This is a genomic window from Flavobacterium luteolum (assembly GCF_027111275.1).
GTDB lineage: Bacteria > Bacteroidota > Bacteroidia > Flavobacteriales > Flavobacteriaceae > Flavobacterium > Flavobacterium luteolum.
The window spans coordinates 2107600-2128763 of record NZ_CP114286.1 but is presented as its reverse complement, the minus strand read 5'-3'; the positions used below and the strand labels follow the sequence as shown (position 1 = coordinate 2128763).

Genomic DNA, 21164 nt, shown 5'->3' with positions numbered 1-21164 from the left:
ATTGAAAATTAATTGTTTATGAAATCTGTACGAGAAATTTTTAGAAACAAAGAATATCTTCTGGATGAACCAGAAGTTATGAAACTGGTTGATTACTGTGAAGAACTTCAGGATGATATTGTTGAACTTAAATTTCAAAAAACTGACAATAAAGAACTTGCTTTACTCGACATGATCAAAGAAGTTATAAAAGGATGCGAAACCATTGAAAAGGAACAAATGGAACATGAACGCTTCGGTTATGATGCACCAAATTATCAAGAAACCATTGCTAATCTAAAAAGTTACATTTACCGTCGCTGCCGTGATGAAAAAATTTGGCTGTAATTGAAATAAAAGCAAAATTTTATCAAAATATTGTCGAATTTTCATTAAATTAGAGGTATAATTATGGCAATCTCAATCTCATAGTTTGAGAATTTTCAGAGCTAAATCAAATTTGTCAAACATTTAAACATTAAATATCATGACAGCTCACGTACAACACTTTCATCTATACCTATTTATTATGCTCGTTGTAACTGCTTCGCTTTGCGTTCTGGCAGTTATTATAAAAATGAAAAACAAAAAAGGTCCAAAGTTGCTTGAAAGAGAAAAATACAATTCAACCTTGACCGAAAAAATGGTAGAAGTTAAAAAGACAGATTCGAATATTTTTAATATTTGGCCTTATGTAAGTAGACTTAAATCGGCTAAAATTTTATCTAAGAAAATTAAAGATCACGACTTAATTTATAAAATTTATAGAGATTCATCCAATAAATTCGAACATATTCTATTGTCAACCGAAGACAAAAATAATTTTGTCTCCATCATAGTAAACAAAAAAAGAAGAAAAACGATAGGATATTCTTTCCTTGATGCTGATGAAAGATATGTTTTAAACAAAAATATTGCTTAAAATTTTAAAAAAAACTTCTCCAAAAAAGAGAAGTTTTTTATTTCATGAAAGTTGCTCTACGACTTTGTCAATAACCTGTTGTGGTAAAATTGTCCTCATAGCATCCTCATAACCTTCAACAATTTTATTACCATAAACTGATGTTGGTAATTTTGGATATTGATTTCGGTCTGAAGTCAGTGCATTTTCTAAACTTTGATTGAATGGCAAAAATCCTGCGTACGGATGCGTCGCACCCCAAAGCGTGATAACTTTTACACCTAACATTGCTGCAATATGTGCGTTTCCAGAATCCATAGAAAGCATTACATCAAGATTGCTTATTAGTTGTAACTCTTGCTGAAATTTAATTTTTCCAGCCATATTAATTACATTTTCAAAAGGTTCTGAGAGTGAATCTAAAATTTCAATTTCTTTCTTTCCTCCGCCAAAAAGTAAAATTTTGTACGATGAATTTTCAGCCAATTTTGTAATTACTTCCTTCATTAAATCTAAAGGATAAACTTTAGAATCGTACTGAGCAAAAGGCGCAATTCCGATAAGTTTTTGATTTTTATTTCCAATAATTTGCAAAATATCAGAACTTAAAACTGCTTTTTCAGGAAATGTTGGTTTCGATAAATCCAAAGGAAAACCTAATTCTTCAAACACTTTTACATGTCTTTCAAACATGGTTGGCAATTGTTTGAAAATTTTGTTTTCTTCTCGCGTCAATTCTTTTTTTCCTTCACGTCCTTTATCTACAGTTGCTCTTTTTTTTCCGCTTAAAGCGAAAAGCAAGTTAACAACCTTAGATCGTAAAACATTGTGAAGATCTGCAAAAGCATCAATTTTCAGTTTTTTCACATCTCTATACAAGCGTATAAGACCTAGAAAACCTTTGTGTCTTTCCTTTTCATCAAAAGCAAAAAATTCAAGATTCGGAATTCCGTCAAAAAACGGTTTGAAAAAAGGACGTGAGATAACCGTTAATTTTACCTCTGGGTATTGTTTTACAAAAGCTCGTAAAACAGGAACCGTCATGGCGACATCTCCCATTGCGGATAGTCTCATGACGGCTATATGCTTAATTTTGCTAGACAAGTCTGCCAAATTATTATTTTTTATTTTGATATAAAATTGGGTTCAATTCATCATCGTTGTACATTTTCATTTGTTTGTACACTTTCATGAATTTATCTCCATTTTCAATGTCAGTCAATAAATCATCTATTGCAGTTGATAAATCACTTCTTTGTTCTAAAAGTACATTTAATTTTTCTTGACATTTATCTCTGTGTTCTTGAGACGCTTCTGCACGATTTGCTTCTTCATGCATATGATAAATCTTTAAAGCCAAAATTGACAATCTGTCAAATGCCCAAGCTGGACTTTCAGAATTAATTTTTGCTCCATCTTTTACTTTTACATCTCTGTATTTTTGTAAAAAATAACTATCTATATATTCCACCATATCAGTACGTTCCTGATTTGATGCATCAATTCTTCTTTTTAAAGTCAATGCTGCAACTGGATCAATTTGCGGGTCACGAATAATATCTTCAAAATGCCATTGAACGGTGTCAATCCAATTTTTTAGATATAACAAATGCTCAAACTTATCTTTTGGATAAGGATTATTGATCGGCTGATCTACATTATCAAATTGGTGATAATCTTTGATGCTTTGCTCGAAAACAGAATATGCTAATTTTGAAAACATGTTTTTATTTTTTTATAAAACAAAGATACTTTTTATACTTTTATACTTTGAAAAAAAACATCAATTTTTCAATTATTCTTAAAAAACAATTGATCTTCTAAAAAAATAATATGAAAATCCATTATATCTCTGAGAACAACAGTGTCTTAAATCATTTTTTAGGCCAGATCCGAAATGTAAATGTTCAAAATGACAGCATGCGTTTTCGTAGAAATATTGAACGCATTGGCGAAATTATGGCTTATGAACTAAGCAAAATTTTACCTTATAAAAATGTAGATATTCAAACCCCACTTGGAATCAAAAAAACAACAGAAATTGATACCGACTTGGTATTATGTCCTATTCTACGGGCCGGATTACCATTGCACAATGGTTTTTTAAATTATTTTGATCATGCCGAAAACAGTTTTGTATCTGCCTGTAGATTTCACCCAAACAATGATGATGAATTTGAGATTCGAGTTGAATATCAGGCAATTTCAGACTTAAATAATAAAACTGTTTTGCTTCTCGACCCAATGCTGGCTACAGGGCAATCAATTGTAGCTGTTCATAAAAAACTAATCGAAAATGCTTCTCCAACAGAACTGCATATTATAGTTGTTATCGCTGCTCCAGAAGGAATAGCCTATCTTGAGGAAAATCTTCCTGAAAACTGTCATTTATGGGTAGCTTCTCTAGACGAAAAACTAAATGAAAAAAACTACATTGTTCCTGGCCTTGGCGATGCTGGCGATCTTGCTTACGGAAGTAAATTATAATTGAGAGAAAAACGTAAATAAACTACACACAATCAGCGTATAATAAACAATTTCGTTATTCAGTTTCTGCTGCATATATTCTATATGACTTGTTGCCATAACCGTTAACGGAGCAATACTAAACAATAATAAATCGTTGCTTTTATTTGGTGAAACGATGTAAACAAAAGCGGCTATAAAAAAGCAAGCTACAATTTTCTTATACGAAGAATGTACAATTTGTGGTCTGTTTGACAATGTCATTAACATCGAAGTAACAAAAAACAAAGCTACAGCGGTATATATTGAAAGTGCTGCATTTTCATAATTATTCTTAAAATAATCAATTCTAAAATCGATAACAGCTCTTTCCTGAATGAAGGCTACAGCATCAAATTTGAAAATTAATGATGTCATGTAAAATAAAATCGCAACGGCTAAAAATGCTATAAAAGGAAGAACCCAGTTTCTATAATCTCTTGAAACGTGAAAAATAATGGATATATATACCAATATTAAGAAGAGAACGCTCCAAAATTGAAATAAAGAAGCTACAAAAATCCAAAATGCAGCATCAAATATTTTTTCTTTTGATGCTTTCAGAGATTGCAGCGAAATCAATCTTCGAAGTGCCAATAAAATAAAAAAATTGGCATAGATAACATTTGAATCATTAAATATTGTTGGAAAAAATAAAATAAACAATAAGTAAAAAAGTATCGCGTAACCATTGTCTTTACTGAGTCCGTTCTTTTTTACAATGAAATTAATCATAAAAAAAGAAGCCAAAATAAAGCATAACAAACTCACTTTTTGAAAAGCCAAAAAATAAGAAGTAACCCAAGAAGGGTCTTTAATTTGGAACATAAAAAAGAAAACCAGTATTAAAATTACAACCAATGAATAATTTAATGGCGTAGATTTTTTAAAAACACTTGTTATCATAAGGATATTTTATACTTTTGTGATTGTAAAGATAATACTTGTTTGAAAGGAAAACAGAACAAGTTGAAAAAAGATTCGTTTAAAAGAATTTTATCTTCAAAGCATTACACAACAATAAATAACATATAATTTTAAAGAATTATGACAGCTTTTTTTGAAGGAATACAATACTTATTCGTTAACATTTTGTTTGCTCCTCTTGACTTTTTACGTCGTTTGGAATTAATTACATGGTTTGGTGCAAACACTATTAACTGGATTTTCATGATCATCTGTGCATGCGCAATCGTTTATTGGATTAAACAATTACGTATTTTTGATGACGCTGGAACAGAAAACCAAGATACTACGGCTCATTCATTTTTAAAATAAAAAATCAAACCCTTTAATTAAAAAGGGCTTGTGAATTTTATTTTTAGATTAAATCAAAACCGATATCTTTTCTAAAATACATCTTATCAAAGCTTAGTTTATCTATGTTTTGATAAGATTTTTTTATGGCCTCTTGGAAATTGTCTCCATAAGAAGTTACAGCAATTACACGTCCTCCATTAGTAACGACATTTTCATTATCTAATTTTGTTCCTGCGTGAAAAACTATCGAATCTGTCACATTTTCTAATCCAGAAATTACTTTTCCTTTTTCAAAATCCTCAGGATATCCGCCAGAAACGACCATTACAGTTGTTGCACTTCTTGGATCAACTTCTAAATTAAAGTCTCCTAATTTTTGATCTGCAACAGACAAGAACAATTCAACTAAATCTGATTTCAGTCTCGGAACCACAACTTCAGTTTCAGGATCACCCATTCTCACATTGTATTCAATAACAATTGGTTCTCCTTTTACATTAATCAGTCCAATAAATACAAAACCTTTATATTCGATTCCGTCTTTCTGGAAACCTTCGATTGTTGGTTTTACGATGCGAGTTTCGATTTTTTCCATCAAAACAGCATCTACGTAAGGAACTGGAGAAACTGCTCCCATTCCACCTGTGTTTAAACCTGTATCACCTTCGCCAATTCGTTTGTAATCTTTTGCAGTTGGAAGAATTTTATAGCTTTTTCCATCAGTTAAAACGAAACAGCTTAATTCGATTCCGTCCAAAAATTCTTCGATAACTACTTTTGCACTTGCTGTTCCAAATTTAGCATGAACCAGCATATTGCGTAATTCTGTTTTTGCTTCTTCAAGATCTTGAATAATCAAAACACCTTTTCCAGCCGCTAATCCGTCTGCTTTTAAAACGAAAGGAGGCTGTAAGGTTTCAAGGAATTTACATCCTTCTTCGACTGTTTCAGCAGTAAAACTGTCATAAGCTGCAGTTGGAATATTATGTTTCATCAAGAATTCTTTTGCAAATTCTTTACTTCCCTCTAATTGTGCACCTAATTTTGATGGCCCAATAACTGGAATATTTTTTAAACTTTCGTCGTTTTTAAAATAATCATAAATACCTTTTACTAACGGATCTTCTGGCCCTACGACTACTAAACTTATATTTTCTTTAAGTACTAATGCTTTTACAGCTTCAAAATCAGTTGCAGATATTGCAACGTTTTCAGCGATTGCGGCAGTTCCTGCATTTCCAGGCACTACAAAAAGTTTTTCGCAAAGCGGACTTTGAGTCATTTTCCATGCAAATGCATGCTCTCTTCCGCCTGATCCCAATAGTAAAATTGTCATGGTGTTGTTATATTTAGTTGTGGTGCAAAAATAATTGCTTTTGAACGTAAAAAATAATTAAATCTCTAAAAAGTTGTTGGTTCTATACTGTTAGTAATTCCTAAACATTATTTTTGACAAAAATCTGACGATGAAGCATTACGTAAAAACATATATTTTCAAGGCTCTTAGTACTCTTCCACATTCGCTGGGTTCAAAAATCTATCATCAATTACAAAATGTATCTGAAAATAAAAATATTGAAGGAAAATTAAAAAGTACAGAAAACACGTTTAATTCTTTAGGTTCAATTTTTTCGAGTTTAAAAATTGATCTGCAAAACAAATCAGCGATTGAAATAGGATCAGGATGGTTACCAATATCACCATATATTCTAATTCACAAGTATAAACTAAAAAACGTCTACACTTTTGATATAAACAAGCATTATCAAACAAAAAATATACTTAGGTTTAATTCTTTATTTTCAAAAATATATAATTGCGATATAACTGCAAGCAATAATCAATATTCGTTACCTGAAAATGTTCATTATTTTCCATTTCAAAATATAATAGATGCCGAAATTCCTAAAGCAGATATTGTTTTTTCAAGATTTGTTCTAGAGCATGTAACTCCTGAAGATATAAAAGAAATGCATAAAAAATTTAAGAGCTCTTTACCTAAGGAATCTTATATTATACATTTTATTTCTCCGAGTGATCACAGGGCATATTCTGATAAATCTTTGTCTCTTCAAGAATTTTTGAAATATAGTTCTGAAGAATGGGATAATATCCAAACAAGATTTGATTATCATAATAGATTAAGGCTTCCTCAATATCTAGATATTTTCAATTCTTTAGATTTAGAAATTGTTTATATTTCTCATGACAATCCAATGTCAAACTCTCCTCAAGAACAAAAATTTAAAAGTTTAAAATTACATGAAGATTTCTTGAAATATTCAGAAAAAGAGTTGACGGCCGGAAGTATAAATATTGTTTTAAAAATATCATGATTCACCTTTTTGATCTTTCACTAAAATTAAATGGTTTTCCTATAAAGAAAGCAAAAAGCGAATTGTGTGAAATTGTTCGTTTTTCTGAAGAAGAATACGTCACATTTCTTGAAAATAAAAAGAAAGAAATTGTTGATTTTCATTTAAATAACAATTCTTTTTATTGCGATTTGGTGGAACACAAAAAAATTAAAAATTGGAATGATCTTCCTGTCTTAAATAAGCAAAATCTTCAAAATACACTCGAAGAAAGGCTTTCTAAAGGTTATTCAAAAAAAAACATTTACCTCAACAAAACATCGGGATCAAGCGGAACTCCTTTTGTTTTTGGTAAAGATAAATATTGCCATGCCTTGACTTGGGCTTCGAATATTATGCGCTTTGGTTGGTTTGGAATCGATTTTAATCATTCCTATCAAGCACGTTTTTACGGAATTCCAATGGATCTTATTGGTTATCAAAAAGAACGTCTCAAAGACTTTTTAACACATCGTTATCGTTTTCCTGTTTTTGATTTGTCTGATGATGTATTAGAAAAATTTCTACATAAATTCAGAATTAAAAAATTTGATTATATCAATGGTTACACGAGTTCGATTGTTTTATTTGCTAAATATTTAGCACAGAAAAACATCATTTTAAAAGAAGTCTGTCCAACTTTAAAAGCTTGTTTTGTTACGTCAGAAATGCTTTTTAAAATGGATAAAAAATTACTAGAAAAACAATTCGGAATTCCAATTATCAGTGAATACGGTGCATCTGAATTGGATTTAATTGCTTTTGAAAACCCTCAAGGAGAATGGCAAATAAATTCAGAAACCCTTTTTGTAGAAATTTTAGACGAGAACAACAATCCTGTTCCACATGGAACGGAAGGAAAAATTGTAATTACTTCGCTCTTCAATAAATCAACCCCTTTTATCAGATATGAAATTGGCGACATTGGAATTCTGGACGAAAAAAGTACTCCTCAAAAACCAATTTTAAAAAAACTAACTGGCCGAACAAATGATCTTGCGATTTTACCAAGCGGAAAAAAATCGCCTGGATTGACATTTTATTATGTAACCAAAAGCATAATTGAAGACGATGGAAACGTAAAAGAATTCATTATCAAACAAACCCAAATAGATACTTTTGAAATTGAATATATTGCTGAAAAAGAATTAGTTTCAGAACAAATTCAAAAAATAAAAGAAGCTATCGATTTGTATTTAGAGCCCAATTTAAACTTCACCTTTACAAGAAAAACAGTTTTAGAGAGAACCAATCGTGGGAAACTAAAACAATTTAAATCATATTTATAATTATATATAAAATCTTACATTTGTTTTTCTAATTAAAAACTTATGGAAGATCGTTCTTTACTTTCTGAAGAAACAATTTCAAATAAAATATATTTTATCCGAGGTCAAAAAGTGATGCTGGATCGTGATTTGGCATTACTTTATGGAGTTGAGACACGAATTTTAAACCAAGCAGTTAAAAGGAACATATCTAGATTTCCAGAAGATTTTATGTTTGAACTCAATAAATCAGAATTTGAAAATTGGAAATCACAAATTGTGATTTCCAATTCTGAAAAAATGGGTTTACGTAAAATTCCAACAGCTTTCACTGAACATGGCGTTTTAATGTTGTCAAGTGTCTTAAAAAGCGACAAAGCTATTCAAACCAACATTCAAATTATGCGAATTTTTACGAAAGTGAGACAAATGCTTTTGGATACAACAGAAATTAAAGTTGATATTTTACAAATCCAGAAGAAGTTAGAGAATCATGATAAAAACATCGAATTGGTATTTTCTTATTTGGATGAACTGACTGATAAGAAAGAAAATGAATCTGAAAGAGTGAAAATTGGCTATAAAAAATAGTTCTTTAAGGTCACAAATTGTGACATCAAGTTTATCATTTATATATCGGTTTGAAAAAATTGGAGGTCTCAAATTGCGACCTCCAATTCTATCGAAATTCTTCAAGTTGAACTTTAAATCTTCTTAATATAATTTGGTTTGATTATCAACTGAGTAAACAAAAACCTCATCATCAACAAAATAGAAAAAACGAGATTGTATCCGTGAAATTCTCTGTAAACGCCAAAATTGTGTTTAATCAATTTAAATTTGGATGAAGAAACAGAATCTTTTCTAATTCTATAAAATGCCAAAGGTTCTGGAACTGGTTTGGCTATTTTAATTTCTTTTAAAATCGTAAGCCATATTCTCCAATCTTGGCGTTTTTGTGAAGTTTCAAGAATAATTTTTCCGAAATAATCGACATCATAAATAGCCGTCAAATTACCTACATAATTACAGAAAAATAATTCTTTATAGGTTAAAGGATTTGGAGATTCAACCCTTCTATTCAAATTATTTCCCTCTTCATCGATAGAATCATAATAACTAAAAGTAAAGTGCAAATTATTTGCTTTTAAAAACTGTATTTGCTTTTCTAATTTAGTAGGAAACCATAAATCATCAGCATCTAAATAGGCGATATATTTTCCTGTAGCTTTGTCTAAAGCTGCATTTCTAGCAAAACCATTTCCTCTATTTTCTGATAATTTAAAAAGTTTAACACGGCTGTCTTGCACAGCAAAACCTTCAATTATTAAAGCCGTATTATCTGTTGAAGCATCATCGACCAGAATCATCTCCCAGTTTGCATAAGTTTGATTTTGAACTGACTCAATTGTCGATTTAATGAACTTTTCGGTATTATATGTTGGTACAATAATAGAAACTAATTCGTTCATTGATGCTAATTGTTTTTGGGGAAGTTTATTTAAAAAATAGCCCGAATTTAATTAAAATTCGAGCTATGCTTAGTATTATTTAATATAGCTTGAAAAATCTTTGTGTTCTTCTTTAGCCAATTCTTCAGGAGATAATGATTTGAAATACTCATAAGTTATTTTCATTCCTTCTGCTCTGTTAACTTTTGCTTCCCAGCCTAATAACTCTTTTGCTTTTGTAGTGTCTGGCTGACGCTGTAACGGATCGTTTATCGGCAGTGGATGATACACCACTTTCTGGTTCGTTCCTGTCAGTTTTATAATTTCTTCTGCAAAATCTTTAATAGTGATTTCATCTGGATTTCCAATGTTTACTGGATAAACGTAATCTGAATGCAATAATCTGTAAATACCTTCAACTTGATCGTCTACATAACAGAAAGAACGTGTTTGCATTCCGTCTCCAAAAATCGTTAAATCTTCTCCGCGTAACGCTTGTCCAATAAAAGCAGGAATTACACGTCCGTCGTTCAATCGCATTCTTGGTCCGTACGTGTTAAAAATACGCACGATTCTGGTCTCTACTCCGTGAAACGTATGATATGCCATTGTAATTGATTCCTGAAAACGTTTTGCCTCATCATAAACTCCTCGAGGACCAATTGTATTTACGTTCCCGTAATATTCTTCCGTCTGTGGATGAACCAACGGATCTCCGTAAACTTCTGAAGTAGATGCAATCAAAATTCTTGCTTTTTTTACTCTTGCCAATCCCAATAAATTGTGCGTCCCCAAAGATCCTACCTTAAGAGTTTGGATCGGAATTTTTAAATAATCTATCGGGCTTGCTGGCGAAGCAAAATGTAATATATAATCTAAATCGCCTGGAACATGAACAAACTTGGTGATATCATGATGATAAAACTCAAAGTTTTCTAATTTGAATAAATGTTCAATATTTTTAAGATCTCCCGTAATCAGATTATCCATTCCGATTACAAAGTAACCTTCTTTGATAAATCTGTCACATAAGTGTGATCCTAAAAATCCTGCCGCTCCAGTGATAAGTATTCTTTTCATATTATGTTAATTGCTCTCTATAAATAGATTCGAGATCCTTTATTTTTTTATAAATATTATGATTCATTTCAAATGTTTCTTTCGCATTTTTTGAAAACTCATTATATAATTTTTCATCTTGAAGCAAAACATTTATTTTTTTACTAAACTCTACAGTATTGTTTTCCTTAATACAATAACCGTTATAATTATTTATGATTAAATCTCTATTACCATCACAATCAGAAACTATACTTGGAATTGATAGTGCTAAACTTTCTATAACTGAATAAGGTAGTCCTTCGTATCTGGCTGTTGAAAGATATATCTTTGATTTACTTATAATGTTTAAAACATCTTCTCTTGTTGTCCAATTTAATAATGTCACTTTATTTTTTAAATTAAGTTTTTCTATTAAATCTTCAACTTGTCTTATATGATCAGCATAATGCCCTAATCCTAGAATGACCAAATGTACATCAACAATTTTATTAAGTTCATATAAAACTTCAATCAATTCTTCAATATTTTTTTGATAACAAGGTCTACCTACAGTACATAAATATTGATCTGGCCATGTTTTAGGTATAGATAAATCAAAAATCTTTTCTATTGGTTCTATCGCATTATTAAAAAGATCTGTTTTAAATTTTGGAAACCCGACCTCATTCACTGCCCTATTTAATTCAGATTGAGAAGATGCAATTAAAACCGTTTTCCCTTTGGAAAGCAATTTTTCAATCTTTAAAAAAAAAGACCTTTTAATCTTACTTTCTGTACTTAAAAAAGAAAATGCCTGTGGTGTATGCAAAACTTTTATTCCTGTTAAAAAACCCACTATCCTTCCAATAACACCACCTTTTGTACTGTGTGAATGAATTAAATCTGGTTTTTCTTTACGAATAATTTTCCATGCTTTTAAAATTGCTAATAAATCATATCTAAAAGATATTTCTCTATATATCGGAAGCCTATAATATCCTATTGGCTTAGCATCTTTGTCTACAAATTCATTTTGAGTATCAGAATTTCCATGAATCACTATGCTCTCAAAATTTTCGGTATCTAAATTGTGAAGTATCTGCCTCAAAGAAACATCAACCCCACCTACTGAATGTAGAATATGCGCAACTTTAATTTTATTCATCTTCTTTTCTCTGGAGCAAAATTAGTGCAAATATACCAAACAAATAACAACCAAATTGTCGGTAAAATATGTTCTCTACAATAAAAAAAAGCAGAAAAGAGATCACTATTGCAATTTTAAAAAAAGCTAATCTTAATTCTAAAAATAATGCAACAAAAAATGCTGAGAATAAAAGAAAAGCAATGATTCCACCAACTAAATAAAAATCAATAAACTGATTGTGGGTATTAAACTTTTCTGATAAAAAATATTCTTTTTTAGATTGATTTTCGATACTTGATGCATAACAGTCAAGCAAATTATTTTTTATTTTTTGATACCCGTCAAAACCTGTCAATAAAATAAAATCATCCTGTTTTGTCATTTTATAGGCACAGTTCCAAATTACAATTCTTGGCTCATAATCAGAGGCTTCTTGCAATGATTTTTCTAAATTACTTTTTATAAAAAATCTTTCTCTAATATTTTTGTTTGACATAACTACACCCAAAAACAAAAGTACCAGAGCTAATGCAAAAAGAATTTTTTTGTACCACTTCGTTTTAAAATAAAATACAAAATATACTCCTACAATTAAAAAAACAGTGATAATTGAAATTCTCGCCGAAATCAATAAAATAAATCCAAGTAAAAGAACAGAATTGAATATAAAAAATTTACGCCATTTTGATATAATTATTCCTTTTTCTAAAGATATTAAAAACCCTAAAACAGCAATAAATGCAATATATGGACGCTCTAAAAGCAATAATTTGTTCACCTCAGCAGTATTAGAAAAAGGCAGAATTCCTGTTTGAAAATAAAATACTCCTATAAGAAAAAAGGAAATTAAAATACAAGTATCAATCCCTATTAAAACAACTAATTTTAATGTTTTTATATCTTTTATTTTAGACAGCAAAATCGAAATCCAAAATGCCAACAATATACCTTTGTAAACCCTAAAATCGAACGATAAATTACCATAAATAGCCGATTTTACTACAAGATAAAATAATAAAATCAATAAAATATGTTTTGAATAAGAATTGATCTTAAATGCCTTAATATCAAAATTTATTAAAAATAAGATTGTAAGAACAATTAAACCAATATTGGGTAGTGCTTTAGAAAAGAAAAGCACTAGAATCATAAAATAAGCTGAGTAATGATATAAATTCTTCTGTATAAAACTTTTCATTTTTTACTTCTTTTTAAAAACAAAATAAACCGATATGGAAGAATCAATAAGATATAATTTCTAATTAGCCCATAAATTGGATAAAAACCAAAATAAAAATTCTCTTTTATAATTTTGATTCTACAAGCTACCTGCTGCTTTCTTTTTTGCAGTGAAATACCTTTTTCATTAATTTCTATTTGAGTGAGATACTCGCTAATATTTGCCATTTTGTATGACTTTGAAATAGCAAAGAAAAAAGCATAATCTTCAGCTGATTTGTAATTTAAAGAATACAATCCTACCGTTTTTAAAATTTCAGCAGAAAACATTATAGCAGGATGAATCAACATCGAATTAAAGTACATTTTATTTTTTATATCCCGATCCTTCAATGGTAAATTGATTGAATACAAAAACGTATCATTGTTGTCTACTGCCAAAACATTGGAACCTACTATTTTAATTTCTAGATTATCTTCCAAAAAGCTTCTCTGAATAGCAAATCTTTTCCCAAGACAAATATCTCCACAATCTAATCTTGCAATATATTTATATCTTTTTTCAATACTAATTTTTAAACCAGTATTTAATGCTATTTCAATTCCTTTATTTTCCGGTAAATATTCAAAAAAGATTTTTCCTTTTGCTTTAAAATTTTGTATCGCTGTATTTTCTTCAAATCTATTTATACTTCCGTCATCAACAATTAAAATATCTAACTCTTCATCTTGATCAATAGATTGCAACGATTTCATTAATCCATCAGAATTATTATAATATGGTATTAAAAGAATGATGTTATTCATTTTTTAAAATTAAAGTTTTATTATATCGCATTCTGATTAAAATAGCCAAACAAAGCCAAACACCATAAATTCTAAAAGTGTCTATTTGAAGCCAGTTGATATATAGTCCTAAAAGAGAAATTAAAATAATCATTAGAATTATTTTTTCTTCTTCTTTTGCCTTTTTCATCAAAAGCCGAACTTCATTTAAAGAAAAATAAAGTAACATTAAAAATAAAGAAATTCCAATTAAACCTGTTTCTGCTAGAAGTCTTGTATAAAGATTATATCCTGGCGGAAATGCCTTTTCCTTTTTATTCTTATAATACAATTCAAACTCATAATTATTTCTTGTTGCCCAAGAAGGATAATGAGTTCTATTGTGGTAGGCTTGCTGGCCAAACCCAACTCCTATAATTGGATTTTCTAAAAAGACCTGTAATGCGGCATATTGCATCCCGAATCGCGATTGATTAGAAACGCTTTTGGTTAAATTTTTTTGAAAATTTAATGAATTCATTTTCTCGGTAACCGATTGAATTACTTTTTCTCCTTTAAACACAAGCAAAACTGAAAAAACAACTAAAGCTCCTACTAAAAAATTGATCACATATTTCTTAAATCTCACGTCTTTATATAAGAAAATTAAAAAAACAAATCCTTGAAAAAATACCACGATTAATCCCGTACGTGATCCTGAAAAGTAAGTCAGAACTAAAATAGCAAATGTTGGCAAAAATCTCGTTAGTTTTTTACTGGTGAGAATATAACTAAACATCCAACCAGAAATTGTAATAAGGTAAATTGCTAAAAAAGGAGGTTCGTAACTTATGGTCGAAATTCTGCCTTCTGGATGAAGATTAACTTCTAAGAAAGGAAAATAATTAAATCCTTTTAAAATTGGATATAAAAATACATAGCCAAAAACTGAAATTAAAATTTCCAAAAAACCATATATAGAAGCTACAATTAAAGAATAAAGAAACACTTTTCTTACTTTAAAAAGTACGTCTTTCAGTTCCATTTTTGCTAAAACATTGATATAGAAAATAAAAAATACAAAAGCAGAAATAAGCAAAGCGAAATATTGTCTTATGAACCTATTTATACCGCTTGTACTCTTAAAATAATTGGAACTAACCGAAGAGGCATTTAATATTGTTGTTATTAGACAACAAATTATAAATAACATTACAAGCTGAAATAGAAAATTTTTGTATGGAAAGATTATTCTTTTTGTGAAAGAAGTGTTTATCAATAAAAATAAAAATCCAGCAAATAAAAAAAGTGCTCCAGACTCAGTTTTAAATTCTCCCAAAAATGATATTCCTTCATAACTGTTAAATGGGAAAAAGAAAAGACCTAAGAAAAATAATGTATTATATATTTTTGCAAGCACTATCAGCGTTTTTTTGTCAATTTATTTATCTTTCTTATTGTTTCTGAAATTCTTGGATGATATCCAATTTGAATGCTAAAAATTAATAAAACCAATAAAAAGGATGTTTTTTTGGTGATAATTTTTAAGAGGGTTCTTTCATATAATCCTTTATCTTGGAGGATTTCTTCATCATAGTTTTTGGACAATTCATATACTTTTTCATGAAAAACCATGTTTTTGATGTAGTCCCATTTTATTTTAAACGGGATTTTTAATACTGAACATTTATAGACTAAATAAAAGATTCTTTGAATAAATCTAATCGCTTTAAGTTTCTCCAATTCTTCGTATGAAATGCTGAGACTATATTCTTTTTTATAATCCAAATAATATTTTTCAAGAGCTTTTGAAAAATAATCATTTTCAATAATCTTTCTTGATTTACTATCAGCTACATCCCTATAATAATAACCCGCATAATCGATAAATAAAACTTTCTTAGCTTTGTTAAAAGACTGAATGTTAAATATATTATCTTCCTCAATTACTCTGTTGTCTGGAAAACGAATATTATTTTCGAAAATAAAAGTCCGTTTGTAAATTTTATTCCAAACTGCAAATAAATCTTCCGTTTTTAAGAGATTTGGAATGATTTGTTCTTGTATAAAGTCTTTTGTAAATATTAAATCGGTAATAAAACCATGATCTTTAATTATATATTTTCCGTCCCTTCCTAATATTGTTTTTGATACTAAAATATCTAAATCTCTTTCTATGGCATTTTTATATAGATTCTCTAAAAAATCTATTTTTAAAAAATCATCATTATCCAAAAAACCAATATATTCTCCAATAGCAACCTCAATTCCAGCATTTCTTGCTTCACCTATTCCTTCATTTTCTTGATTTATGAGCTTAATTCGACTATCAATTTTTTGATATGATTCTATTATTTCAAAGCTATTATCTGTTGAACCGTCATTTATAAAAATAAATTCACACTCCTCAAGAGTCTGATTTATAAGTGATTTTATACAATCATGCAAATAATCTTTTGCATTGTAAACAGGAATAACAACGCTAACTTTAATTACTGCCATAATTGCTGTTTTGTTTTAAAATCAAACTTATTTCTTTATGTGCAAAATACCACATACCTAAAACAATAAATATCTGAGTGATTATTAAACTTATTGCTGTTCCTGTTTCCTGATAAAAATAGGTCAAAATAAAATTAATAGTAAAATTTAAGATTGTAGCTAAAACAATTACTCTAAAATAAAATATATCTTTTCCTAAATTTAATAGAATCTGTTTACCAAACATTGTATCTAAAAACGATAATAATGGTATCAGAATCACAATTCTAAATAATAGCACAGATGGGAGCATTTCTTTACCATAAATAATAGAAATTATTTGCTCTGCAAAGCAAAAACAGGTGATAACAATCAAAGAGAATACAATGGATCCGACAATTGTTATTTTCTTTATTTTTATAATTGCTTTTAGCTTGTCCAAAGCCATTTCTGCCGAAAGATATGGGAAAATAGTATTTGAGACTGGAGTTTGCAGATTACCTATTGCACGAGCGAGTTTCTCTGCTGCCGAAAAATAACCTACGGCCTGATTTCCAGCAAAAATTCCTAAAATTAGTGTGTTTGTATTTGTAAAAAGCGAAATTTTAAGTTCAGACAAAAACATGAATTTTGCCTTATTGAGTTGTTCTCTAATTCCTTTAACAGACTGCAATTTAAAGCTAATCTTAAAATCTTTCCAAATATAAAATAGTGATAAAATACCTGCAGAGAGAAACCCTAAAGCATTAAAAACTGGAACTAAATAATAATCAGATTTTTTAGTTACAAAAACAAAAAGTGCAAGTGCAAATATTGTTTTAGTAATTAAATTTAGATATGTTACATACTTCATTTTTTGGATTCCATGAAAAAACCAAACAGGAAAAATAGCCTGACCTAAAATAGATCCAAAGGAAAATAAATATATGTACCAGTATGCTCTAAAAATATCAAACAAGAAAACAATTCCCATCATTACAACAAAACTTATACTTACCAACACAAGTTTGGCAGACATTATTTGATTAAAAATCAATATTTGTCTTTCGCGATTATTTGTTGCTAATGAAATATCACGTGTACCAGTCGAATTAAATCCATATTCTGTTACAATTTGAAAATAAGTTACAAAAGCTATAGAAAAAGACAAGAGTCCAAAATACTCAACTCCCAAAACTCGTATTAAATAAGGAAAAGTAATTAATGGTAAAATAACATTTAAAGCTTGAAGAACAAAAAGATATACAAAATTCGAAGCTAAAATTTTGTGCTTTTTAAATCGTTGAAATATATCAAAAATCAGCTTCAATATCTTTTGGTTTTAGTGTAAAAAGAAGGCTATACCTTTTTGAAGGAACAGCCTTAAAATATTAATTATATCATTAACAAAAATTACATTTTAACTCCTCTAACCATTTCAATTTGAGGATAAATAATTTCCTTTGTTAAAAAATAAGGATCATACTCTTCACCTTTTTTAATGAATGTTGCTGTACCTGTTGCTTCATCAAGTTTTATAAAATCATTTGGCGTAAAATATTTTAAAATATCTTTCTGTTCAATTTTAAATACTCTTCCTTCAAAGCTTAATGTAATCGAATTTATCGTAATCGGATTTTGTTCTTTATTTGAACTTATATCAAAACGAATATCGTTTGGTAAAATTCCCTCAGGAATACTAAATGTTACTTGTTGAGATTCTGGTTTTCCTTTTACACCATTATAAACAGTATTTTTAGCATCAAAATAGGCAATTGAAGGATCTTTGTAAAAAAGAATAAGTTCATCGTCTTTTTCAATTTTCAAATCAACAATCACATCAAAAGTATTCGCTTTTACTTCTTTAACAGGTTGTGCTTCTTCTTTGTTTTTACAAGAAATAAATAATGTTATTAAAACTAAATTTAAAAAAATCAATTGTTTTTTCATCTGCTGTTTTTTTTGCAAAAATATATATTTACTATTTCTGCTGAAATTTTTTTGTTTAGGTTCAATCCAAATGTAGTTTTGAAAAATCTTATCCTTCTATCCTATAAACTGGCTAAATGCTTTTGTCTTTTATAAAATGATTTGAAAAATCCTAAGAAAATAAATGCCAAAACAAATATAAATGGTAGTAAAAATTTCAGATTACCGTTGACAAATTTAACTAACTGTAAATTTAAAATGATGTTATTTTCTTTTATAATCTTATTGAAACCAATTAGCTCTACTCTCTGCGTTGCTTGTTCATTTAATAAACCGTCTTTACTTTTAATAATATCGTTTAATTGTGTGTTTTCATTATAGTAGATCAACTTATCATTTTTTAAAGTTCCTTTAGACGAATTCGATAAATTATTTAATATGCCATCAATTTGTTTAATTATAGAATCTGTTTGCTGAATTTTCAATTCGACATTACGATAAACTACTTTCTGAATTTTAGAATAATAATCTGAAGTGTTTAAATATTCTAAAAGAGGTTTAATCAAATTTTCCTCTGTAACCTTTTTGTTAGTAAATAAAAGCAATGTTTGATAATTATAATTTTTGCTTGTCACATTTTCTTCTAATACTTTTTTTATGTCACCATCTTCAGCCATCAACTTTATTAATTCAAAGTTTTCAGGTTTATTCTGAATGAAATTATAAACGTCAGCAATAGGTTTTACTTCAATTAGTTTGAGGTTTTTAGGATCTGAAATCCCTACAACTTCTTTTAAGAAAAGAGTATCATTCTCTTTGATTTTTGAGTTGATCAAATCGACTTTTGCATATAAATAATCTGTACTCCCAAAATTTGGCGCAACTATAATTTCGTGTCTATAACTTTTTTGATTTTGATCCAAAAACATCCCTAGTCCAAAACCAACACCAACTAATATTAAGACAATCACCCAGTTTTTTATAAAAAATTGGATACTATTGAAAATAGACCTGTTTATTCTTTCAAAAAAGCTACCTATTTTTTTTGATATAAAATCCAAATCAACTTCCTGATCTTCTGTATTCTGCGGTACTTTTGTACTCATTTATGATTTTTATTTGATGTTGAAAATCTGCTCTAGAATCTTAATTGTAATTAAATACGTTGGTTTCACACCAGTTGTTCCTAATCCGCCTGAGGCCAATGTACTTCCTGTTTCCAGCGGATTATCTGAAGCATAATAAGCATAGCGAACTTTAATATCATGCGGAACGCTTTTTCTAATTTTAGATGCTGACTGAATGGCTTTTTGATAATAAGATCCTTCCATTTCAAGACCAATTACACCCCAAGTCGATTCGTGGAAAAACTTTAATAAATCTCTATTTTGTAATGAAGTTCCAAGAACGGTAACCATTGCTCCTTCATAAATATCTATATCATTTCCTTCAAACATTGCACCTGTCAATTCATTTTCGAAGAAATAATTATCTGCCGTTCCTTCGTTGATATGCGCAGACGGAATCATAATATCGCCTTTTCCTCCTTCTAGAATTCCAGCTTTACCCATAATAGAAACCGATTTTACATTTAGTAAAGTTTCTTTTTTAAATGGTTTCAAAAGCTCATCGATGGTTTCGTAAGCCTGTTCTCCAAAAGCATAATCCATTACGATTATAACTGGTTTTTCTTCGCCTACATTGGCATGTGAAAAAGCTGTTTTTGACCAATCAATTTTAGCTGTGTCAAAAATCTGAACATCGATATTAGTTCCTGAACAATCTGGCAACGAAATCATTCCATTTTTTAAAGCCAATTCTTCTACTTGACCTCTAATTTCTTTTGATCCTGAACTGCTTAATTCTTCATAAATAAAGAAATCTGTTTTTCCTTTATATTTTGTTTTCAGCAAAGGTGTCGCAAAAATCGAATTCATCACACTGTGCATATTAGCACTAATTACGTGAATTGGTCTTTTCAGCAAATCGTTTGCTTTTAAAACTTCTTTAATATTTGTTGCCCAGATTTCTCCATGAATATGGTGTCCTAATCTTTCACGTAAAACTGGACTAAAAGTGATCGTACGTTTGTTGTTTTCAACAATCTCTTCTATCGCTAATTTTCCTAACCAATAAATAACGTGTAGGAAACGATCTGGTGCATTTTCTGAACCAAAAGCATCATAAATATCTAATACTTCCTCAAAAGTTCTTGCTAAAATATTGGCAACGTGAGAAATTGCTTTTTCTTTTTCAACTTGAGAAAGCTTTTTAGTCTGCATAACGGCTTGCTCTAATTTCTGCCAATCACGCGAAACTTCTCCTCCATCATCTATTAAAACTCTATTTTTAATTTTATGCGATTCAATAAAAATGAAAGTCAAATGCGTCAAAATATCATAAATGTCTGAACGTCCACGAGTGATTTCAACATTCATCTGTTCTTCGTCAATTCTGTAGCAGTTTCTTCTTCTTTTTGGAGGAACAATCGGCTGAAAATGCGATTTAGAGTAACCTTCGTCTGAAGTTAAATTGATAAAACGACATTGTTCAATTCCGATTGGAAGACGTTCAATAACGTATAAAAGTCCGTTTAACTCTACTTTTTCTTCTGCGATATTTCCGTAGATTTCAGGACGTAAAGCCAATAATGATTCGCGTAAACTGTCGCCAGAAACTCCCATTGGTTTATAAAAACCACGGTTGAATAAATGGCGCATTGTAATGTACATTTTTTCTATCGCCGCAGAAGATTCCTGCGCTCTAGATCTTGATATATGTTTAGTTTCTTTCATGTCTTTTTATTTTTAAAAATCATCTTCATTTTTAAAGAAGATGTAAATATTTCGATAAACGAAAGTAGGAATTATATATATAACTTTAATGAATTTCCATTTAACAAATTGTTAGTCGGTTATTTTAAAA

22 protein-coding genes are annotated in these 21164 nt (G+C 29.3%); 7 read left to right on the top strand and 15 right to left on the bottom strand.

Features of this window, described 5'->3' with window-relative positions:
- The first annotated feature begins 18 nt into the window (after positions 1–18).
- Together OZP10_RS09145 and OZP10_RS09140 are read left to right on the top strand one after the other, a co-directional pair.
- Positions 19–327 (top strand): hypothetical protein, encoded by a 309-nt coding sequence (locus OZP10_RS09145; RefSeq protein WP_281634385.1) that lies wholly within the window; start codon positions 19–21, stop codon positions 325–327.
- A 229-nt stretch (positions 328–556) separates the two neighbouring features.
- Positions 557–901: a hypothetical protein gene (locus OZP10_RS09140; protein ID WP_281634384.1), complete on the top strand. Its 345-nt coding sequence runs from the start codon at positions 557–559 to the stop codon at positions 899–901.
- A 42-nt stretch (positions 902–943) separates the two neighbouring features.
- On the opposite strand, the gene OZP10_RS09135 is transcribed toward OZP10_RS09140, so the two are convergent.
- Both OZP10_RS09135 and OZP10_RS09130 read right to left on the bottom strand, forming a co-directional pair.
- A complete protein-coding gene (locus OZP10_RS09135; protein WP_281634383.1) occupies positions 944–1954 on the bottom strand; it encodes a glycosyltransferase family 9 protein in 1011 nt (336 codons plus the stop codon).
- A 43-nt stretch (positions 1955–1997) separates the two neighbouring features.
- On the bottom strand, positions 1998–2603 hold the full coding sequence (locus OZP10_RS09130) for a DUF4254 domain-containing protein (RefSeq protein WP_177211496.1): 606 nt from the start codon (positions 2601–2603) through the stop codon (positions 1998–2000).
- 110 nt (positions 2604–2713) lie between these two features.
- On the opposite strand from OZP10_RS09130, the gene upp reads away from it, so the two are divergent.
- Positions 2714–3367, top strand: coding sequence for a uracil phosphoribosyltransferase (gene upp, locus OZP10_RS09125; RefSeq protein ID WP_281634382.1), 654 nt, complete (start codon positions 2714–2716; stop codon positions 3365–3367).
- Here upp and OZP10_RS09120 read toward each other — a convergent pair.
- Positions 3362–4291 (bottom strand): DUF6427 family protein, encoded by a 930-nt coding sequence (locus tag OZP10_RS09120; protein ID WP_281634381.1) that lies wholly within the window; start codon positions 4289–4291, stop codon positions 3362–3364. The two genes, upp and OZP10_RS09120, sit on opposite strands and share 6 nt — an antisense overlap.
- A gap of 141 nt (positions 4292–4432) precedes the next feature.
- On the opposite strand from OZP10_RS09120, the gene OZP10_RS09115 reads away from it, so the two are divergent.
- Positions 4433–4663, top strand: a complete 231-nt coding sequence (locus OZP10_RS09115; RefSeq protein WP_029271378.1) for a DUF6341 family protein — start codon at positions 4433–4435, stop codon at positions 4661–4663.
- A 43-nt stretch (positions 4664–4706) separates the two neighbouring features.
- On the opposite strand, the gene purD is transcribed toward OZP10_RS09115, so the two are convergent.
- On the bottom strand, positions 4707–5981 hold the full coding sequence (gene purD, locus OZP10_RS09110; protein ID WP_281634380.1) for a phosphoribosylamine--glycine ligase: 1275 nt from the start codon (positions 5979–5981) through the stop codon (positions 4707–4709).
- Between the two features lie 130 nt (positions 5982–6111).
- Here purD and OZP10_RS09105 point away from each other — a divergent pair, with 130 nt between their 5' ends.
- Genes OZP10_RS09105 through OZP10_RS09095 form a run of 3 tightly spaced genes read left to right on the top strand, consistent with a single transcriptional unit; the run spans position 6112 to position 8858 of the window.
- Positions 6112–6981, top strand: a complete 870-nt coding sequence (locus OZP10_RS09105; protein ID WP_281634379.1) for a hypothetical protein — start codon at positions 6112–6114, stop codon at positions 6979–6981.
- On the top strand, positions 6978–8288 hold the full coding sequence (locus OZP10_RS09100; RefSeq protein WP_281634378.1) for a phenylacetate--CoA ligase family protein: 1311 nt from the start codon (positions 6978–6980) through the stop codon (positions 8286–8288). The genes OZP10_RS09105 and OZP10_RS09100 overlap by 4 nt, the downstream gene beginning before the upstream one ends.
- 42 nt (positions 8289–8330) lie before the next feature.
- Complete coding sequence (locus OZP10_RS09095) at positions 8331–8858, top strand: ORF6N domain-containing protein (protein ID WP_281634377.1); 528 nt, start codon at positions 8331–8333, stop codon at positions 8856–8858.
- 113 nt (positions 8859–8971) lie between these two features.
- On the opposite strand, the gene OZP10_RS09090 is transcribed toward OZP10_RS09095, so the two are convergent.
- The 11 genes from OZP10_RS09090 to OZP10_RS09040 form a co-directional block, all read right to left on the bottom strand.
- Entirely contained in the window at positions 8972–9739 is a 768-nt protein-coding gene (locus tag OZP10_RS09090; RefSeq protein ID WP_281634376.1) for a glycosyltransferase family 2 protein, read from the bottom strand.
- Positions 9740–9814: 75 nt separating this feature from the next.
- Positions 9815–10798, bottom strand: coding sequence for a UDP-glucuronic acid decarboxylase family protein (locus OZP10_RS09085; RefSeq protein ID WP_177211503.1), 984 nt, complete (start codon positions 10796–10798; stop codon positions 9815–9817).
- Position 10799: 1 nt separating this feature from the next.
- Positions 10800–11924 carry a glycosyltransferase gene (locus tag OZP10_RS09080; RefSeq protein ID WP_281634375.1) on the bottom strand — a complete coding sequence of 375 codons (1125 nt, stop codon included), beginning with the start codon at positions 11922–11924 and terminating at the stop codon, positions 10800–10802.
- Positions 11917–12846 carry an O-antigen ligase family protein gene (locus tag OZP10_RS09075; RefSeq protein ID WP_281634374.1) on the bottom strand — a complete coding sequence of 310 codons (930 nt, stop codon included), beginning with the start codon at positions 12844–12846 and terminating at the stop codon, positions 11917–11919. Before OZP10_RS09075 ends, OZP10_RS09080 begins: the two co-directional genes overlap by 8 nt.
- A gap of 254 nt (positions 12847–13100) precedes the next feature.
- Positions 13101–13892: a glycosyltransferase gene (locus OZP10_RS09070; protein WP_281634373.1), complete on the bottom strand. Its 792-nt coding sequence runs from the start codon at positions 13890–13892 to the stop codon at positions 13101–13103.
- Entirely contained in the window at positions 13885–14895 is a 1011-nt protein-coding gene (locus tag OZP10_RS09065) for an O-antigen ligase family protein (RefSeq protein WP_281634372.1), read from the bottom strand. The genes OZP10_RS09070 and OZP10_RS09065 overlap by 8 nt, the downstream gene beginning before the upstream one ends.
- Before the next feature lie 377 nt (positions 14896–15272).
- Complete coding sequence (locus OZP10_RS09060; RefSeq protein ID WP_281634371.1) at positions 15273–16352, bottom strand: glycosyltransferase family 2 protein; 1080 nt, start codon at positions 16350–16352, stop codon at positions 15273–15275.
- A complete protein-coding gene (locus OZP10_RS09055; protein ID WP_281634370.1) occupies positions 16339–17640 on the bottom strand; it encodes a flippase in 1302 nt (433 codons plus the stop codon). Before OZP10_RS09055 ends, OZP10_RS09060 begins: the two co-directional genes overlap by 14 nt.
- Before the next feature lie 83 nt (positions 17641–17723).
- Complete coding sequence (locus OZP10_RS09050) at positions 17724–18260, bottom strand: hypothetical protein (protein WP_281634369.1); 537 nt, start codon at positions 18258–18260, stop codon at positions 17724–17726.
- 101 nt (positions 18261–18361) lie between these two features.
- Positions 18362–19345 (bottom strand): hypothetical protein, encoded by a 984-nt coding sequence (locus OZP10_RS09045; protein WP_281634368.1) that lies wholly within the window; start codon positions 19343–19345, stop codon positions 18362–18364.
- Between the two features lie 9 nt (positions 19346–19354).
- A complete protein-coding gene (locus tag OZP10_RS09040) occupies positions 19355–21034 on the bottom strand; it encodes a DUF6909 family protein (protein ID WP_281634367.1) in 1680 nt (559 codons plus the stop codon).
- Positions 21035–21164 lie beyond the last annotated feature (130 nt).

Excerpts from the sequence above, each read along its gene's own strand:
- OZP10_RS09145 (WP_281634385.1), top strand. The coding sequence starts at position 19 with ATGAAATCTGTACGAGAAATTTTTAGAAACAAAGAATATCTTCTGGAT.
- OZP10_RS09140 (WP_281634384.1), top strand. The coding sequence starts at position 557 with ATGAAAAACAAAAAAGGTCCAAAGTTGCTTGAAAGAGAAAAATACAAT.
- OZP10_RS09135 (WP_281634383.1), bottom strand. The coding sequence starts at position 1,954 with ATGAGACTATCCGCAATGGGAGATGTCGCCATGACGGTTCCTGTTTTA.
- OZP10_RS09130 (WP_177211496.1), bottom strand. The coding sequence starts at position 2,603 with ATGTTTTCAAAATTAGCATATTCTGTTTTCGAGCAAAGCATCAAAGAT.
- upp (WP_281634382.1), top strand. The coding sequence starts at position 2,714 with ATGAAAATCCATTATATCTCTGAGAACAACAGTGTCTTAAATCATTTT.
- OZP10_RS09120 (WP_281634381.1), bottom strand. The coding sequence starts at position 4,291 with ATGATAACAAGTGTTTTTAAAAAATCTACGCCATTAAATTATTCATTG.
- OZP10_RS09115 (WP_029271378.1), top strand. The coding sequence starts at position 4,433 with ATGACAGCTTTTTTTGAAGGAATACAATACTTATTCGTTAACATTTTG.
- purD (WP_281634380.1), bottom strand. The coding sequence starts at position 5,981 with ATGACAATTTTACTATTGGGATCAGGCGGAAGAGAGCATGCATTTGCA.
- OZP10_RS09105 (WP_281634379.1), top strand. The coding sequence starts at position 6,112 with ATGAAGCATTACGTAAAAACATATATTTTCAAGGCTCTTAGTACTCTT.
- OZP10_RS09100 (WP_281634378.1), top strand. The coding sequence starts at position 6,978 with ATGATTCACCTTTTTGATCTTTCACTAAAATTAAATGGTTTTCCTATA.
- OZP10_RS09095 (WP_281634377.1), top strand. The coding sequence starts at position 8,331 with ATGGAAGATCGTTCTTTACTTTCTGAAGAAACAATTTCAAATAAAATA.
- OZP10_RS09090 (WP_281634376.1), bottom strand. The coding sequence starts at position 9,739 with ATGAACGAATTAGTTTCTATTATTGTACCAACATATAATACCGAAAAG.
- OZP10_RS09085 (WP_177211503.1), bottom strand. The coding sequence starts at position 10,798 with ATGAAAAGAATACTTATCACTGGAGCGGCAGGATTTTTAGGATCACAC.
- OZP10_RS09080 (WP_281634375.1), bottom strand. The coding sequence starts at position 11,924 with ATGAATAAAATTAAAGTTGCGCATATTCTACATTCAGTAGGTGGGGTT.
- OZP10_RS09070 (WP_281634373.1), bottom strand. The coding sequence starts at position 13,892 with ATGAATAACATCATTCTTTTAATACCATATTATAATAATTCTGATGGA.
- OZP10_RS09065 (WP_281634372.1), bottom strand. The coding sequence starts at position 14,895 with ATGGAACTGAAAGACGTACTTTTTAAAGTAAGAAAAGTGTTTCTTTAT.
- OZP10_RS09060 (WP_281634371.1), bottom strand. The coding sequence starts at position 16,352 with ATGGCAGTAATTAAAGTTAGCGTTGTTATTCCTGTTTACAATGCAAAA.
- OZP10_RS09050 (WP_281634369.1), bottom strand. The coding sequence starts at position 18,260 with ATGAAAAAACAATTGATTTTTTTAAATTTAGTTTTAATAACATTATTT.
- OZP10_RS09045 (WP_281634368.1), bottom strand. The coding sequence starts at position 19,345 with ATGAGTACAAAAGTACCGCAGAATACAGAAGATCAGGAAGTTGATTTG.
- OZP10_RS09040 (WP_281634367.1), bottom strand. The coding sequence starts at position 21,034 with ATGAAAGAAACTAAACATATATCAAGATCTAGAGCGCAGGAATCTTCT.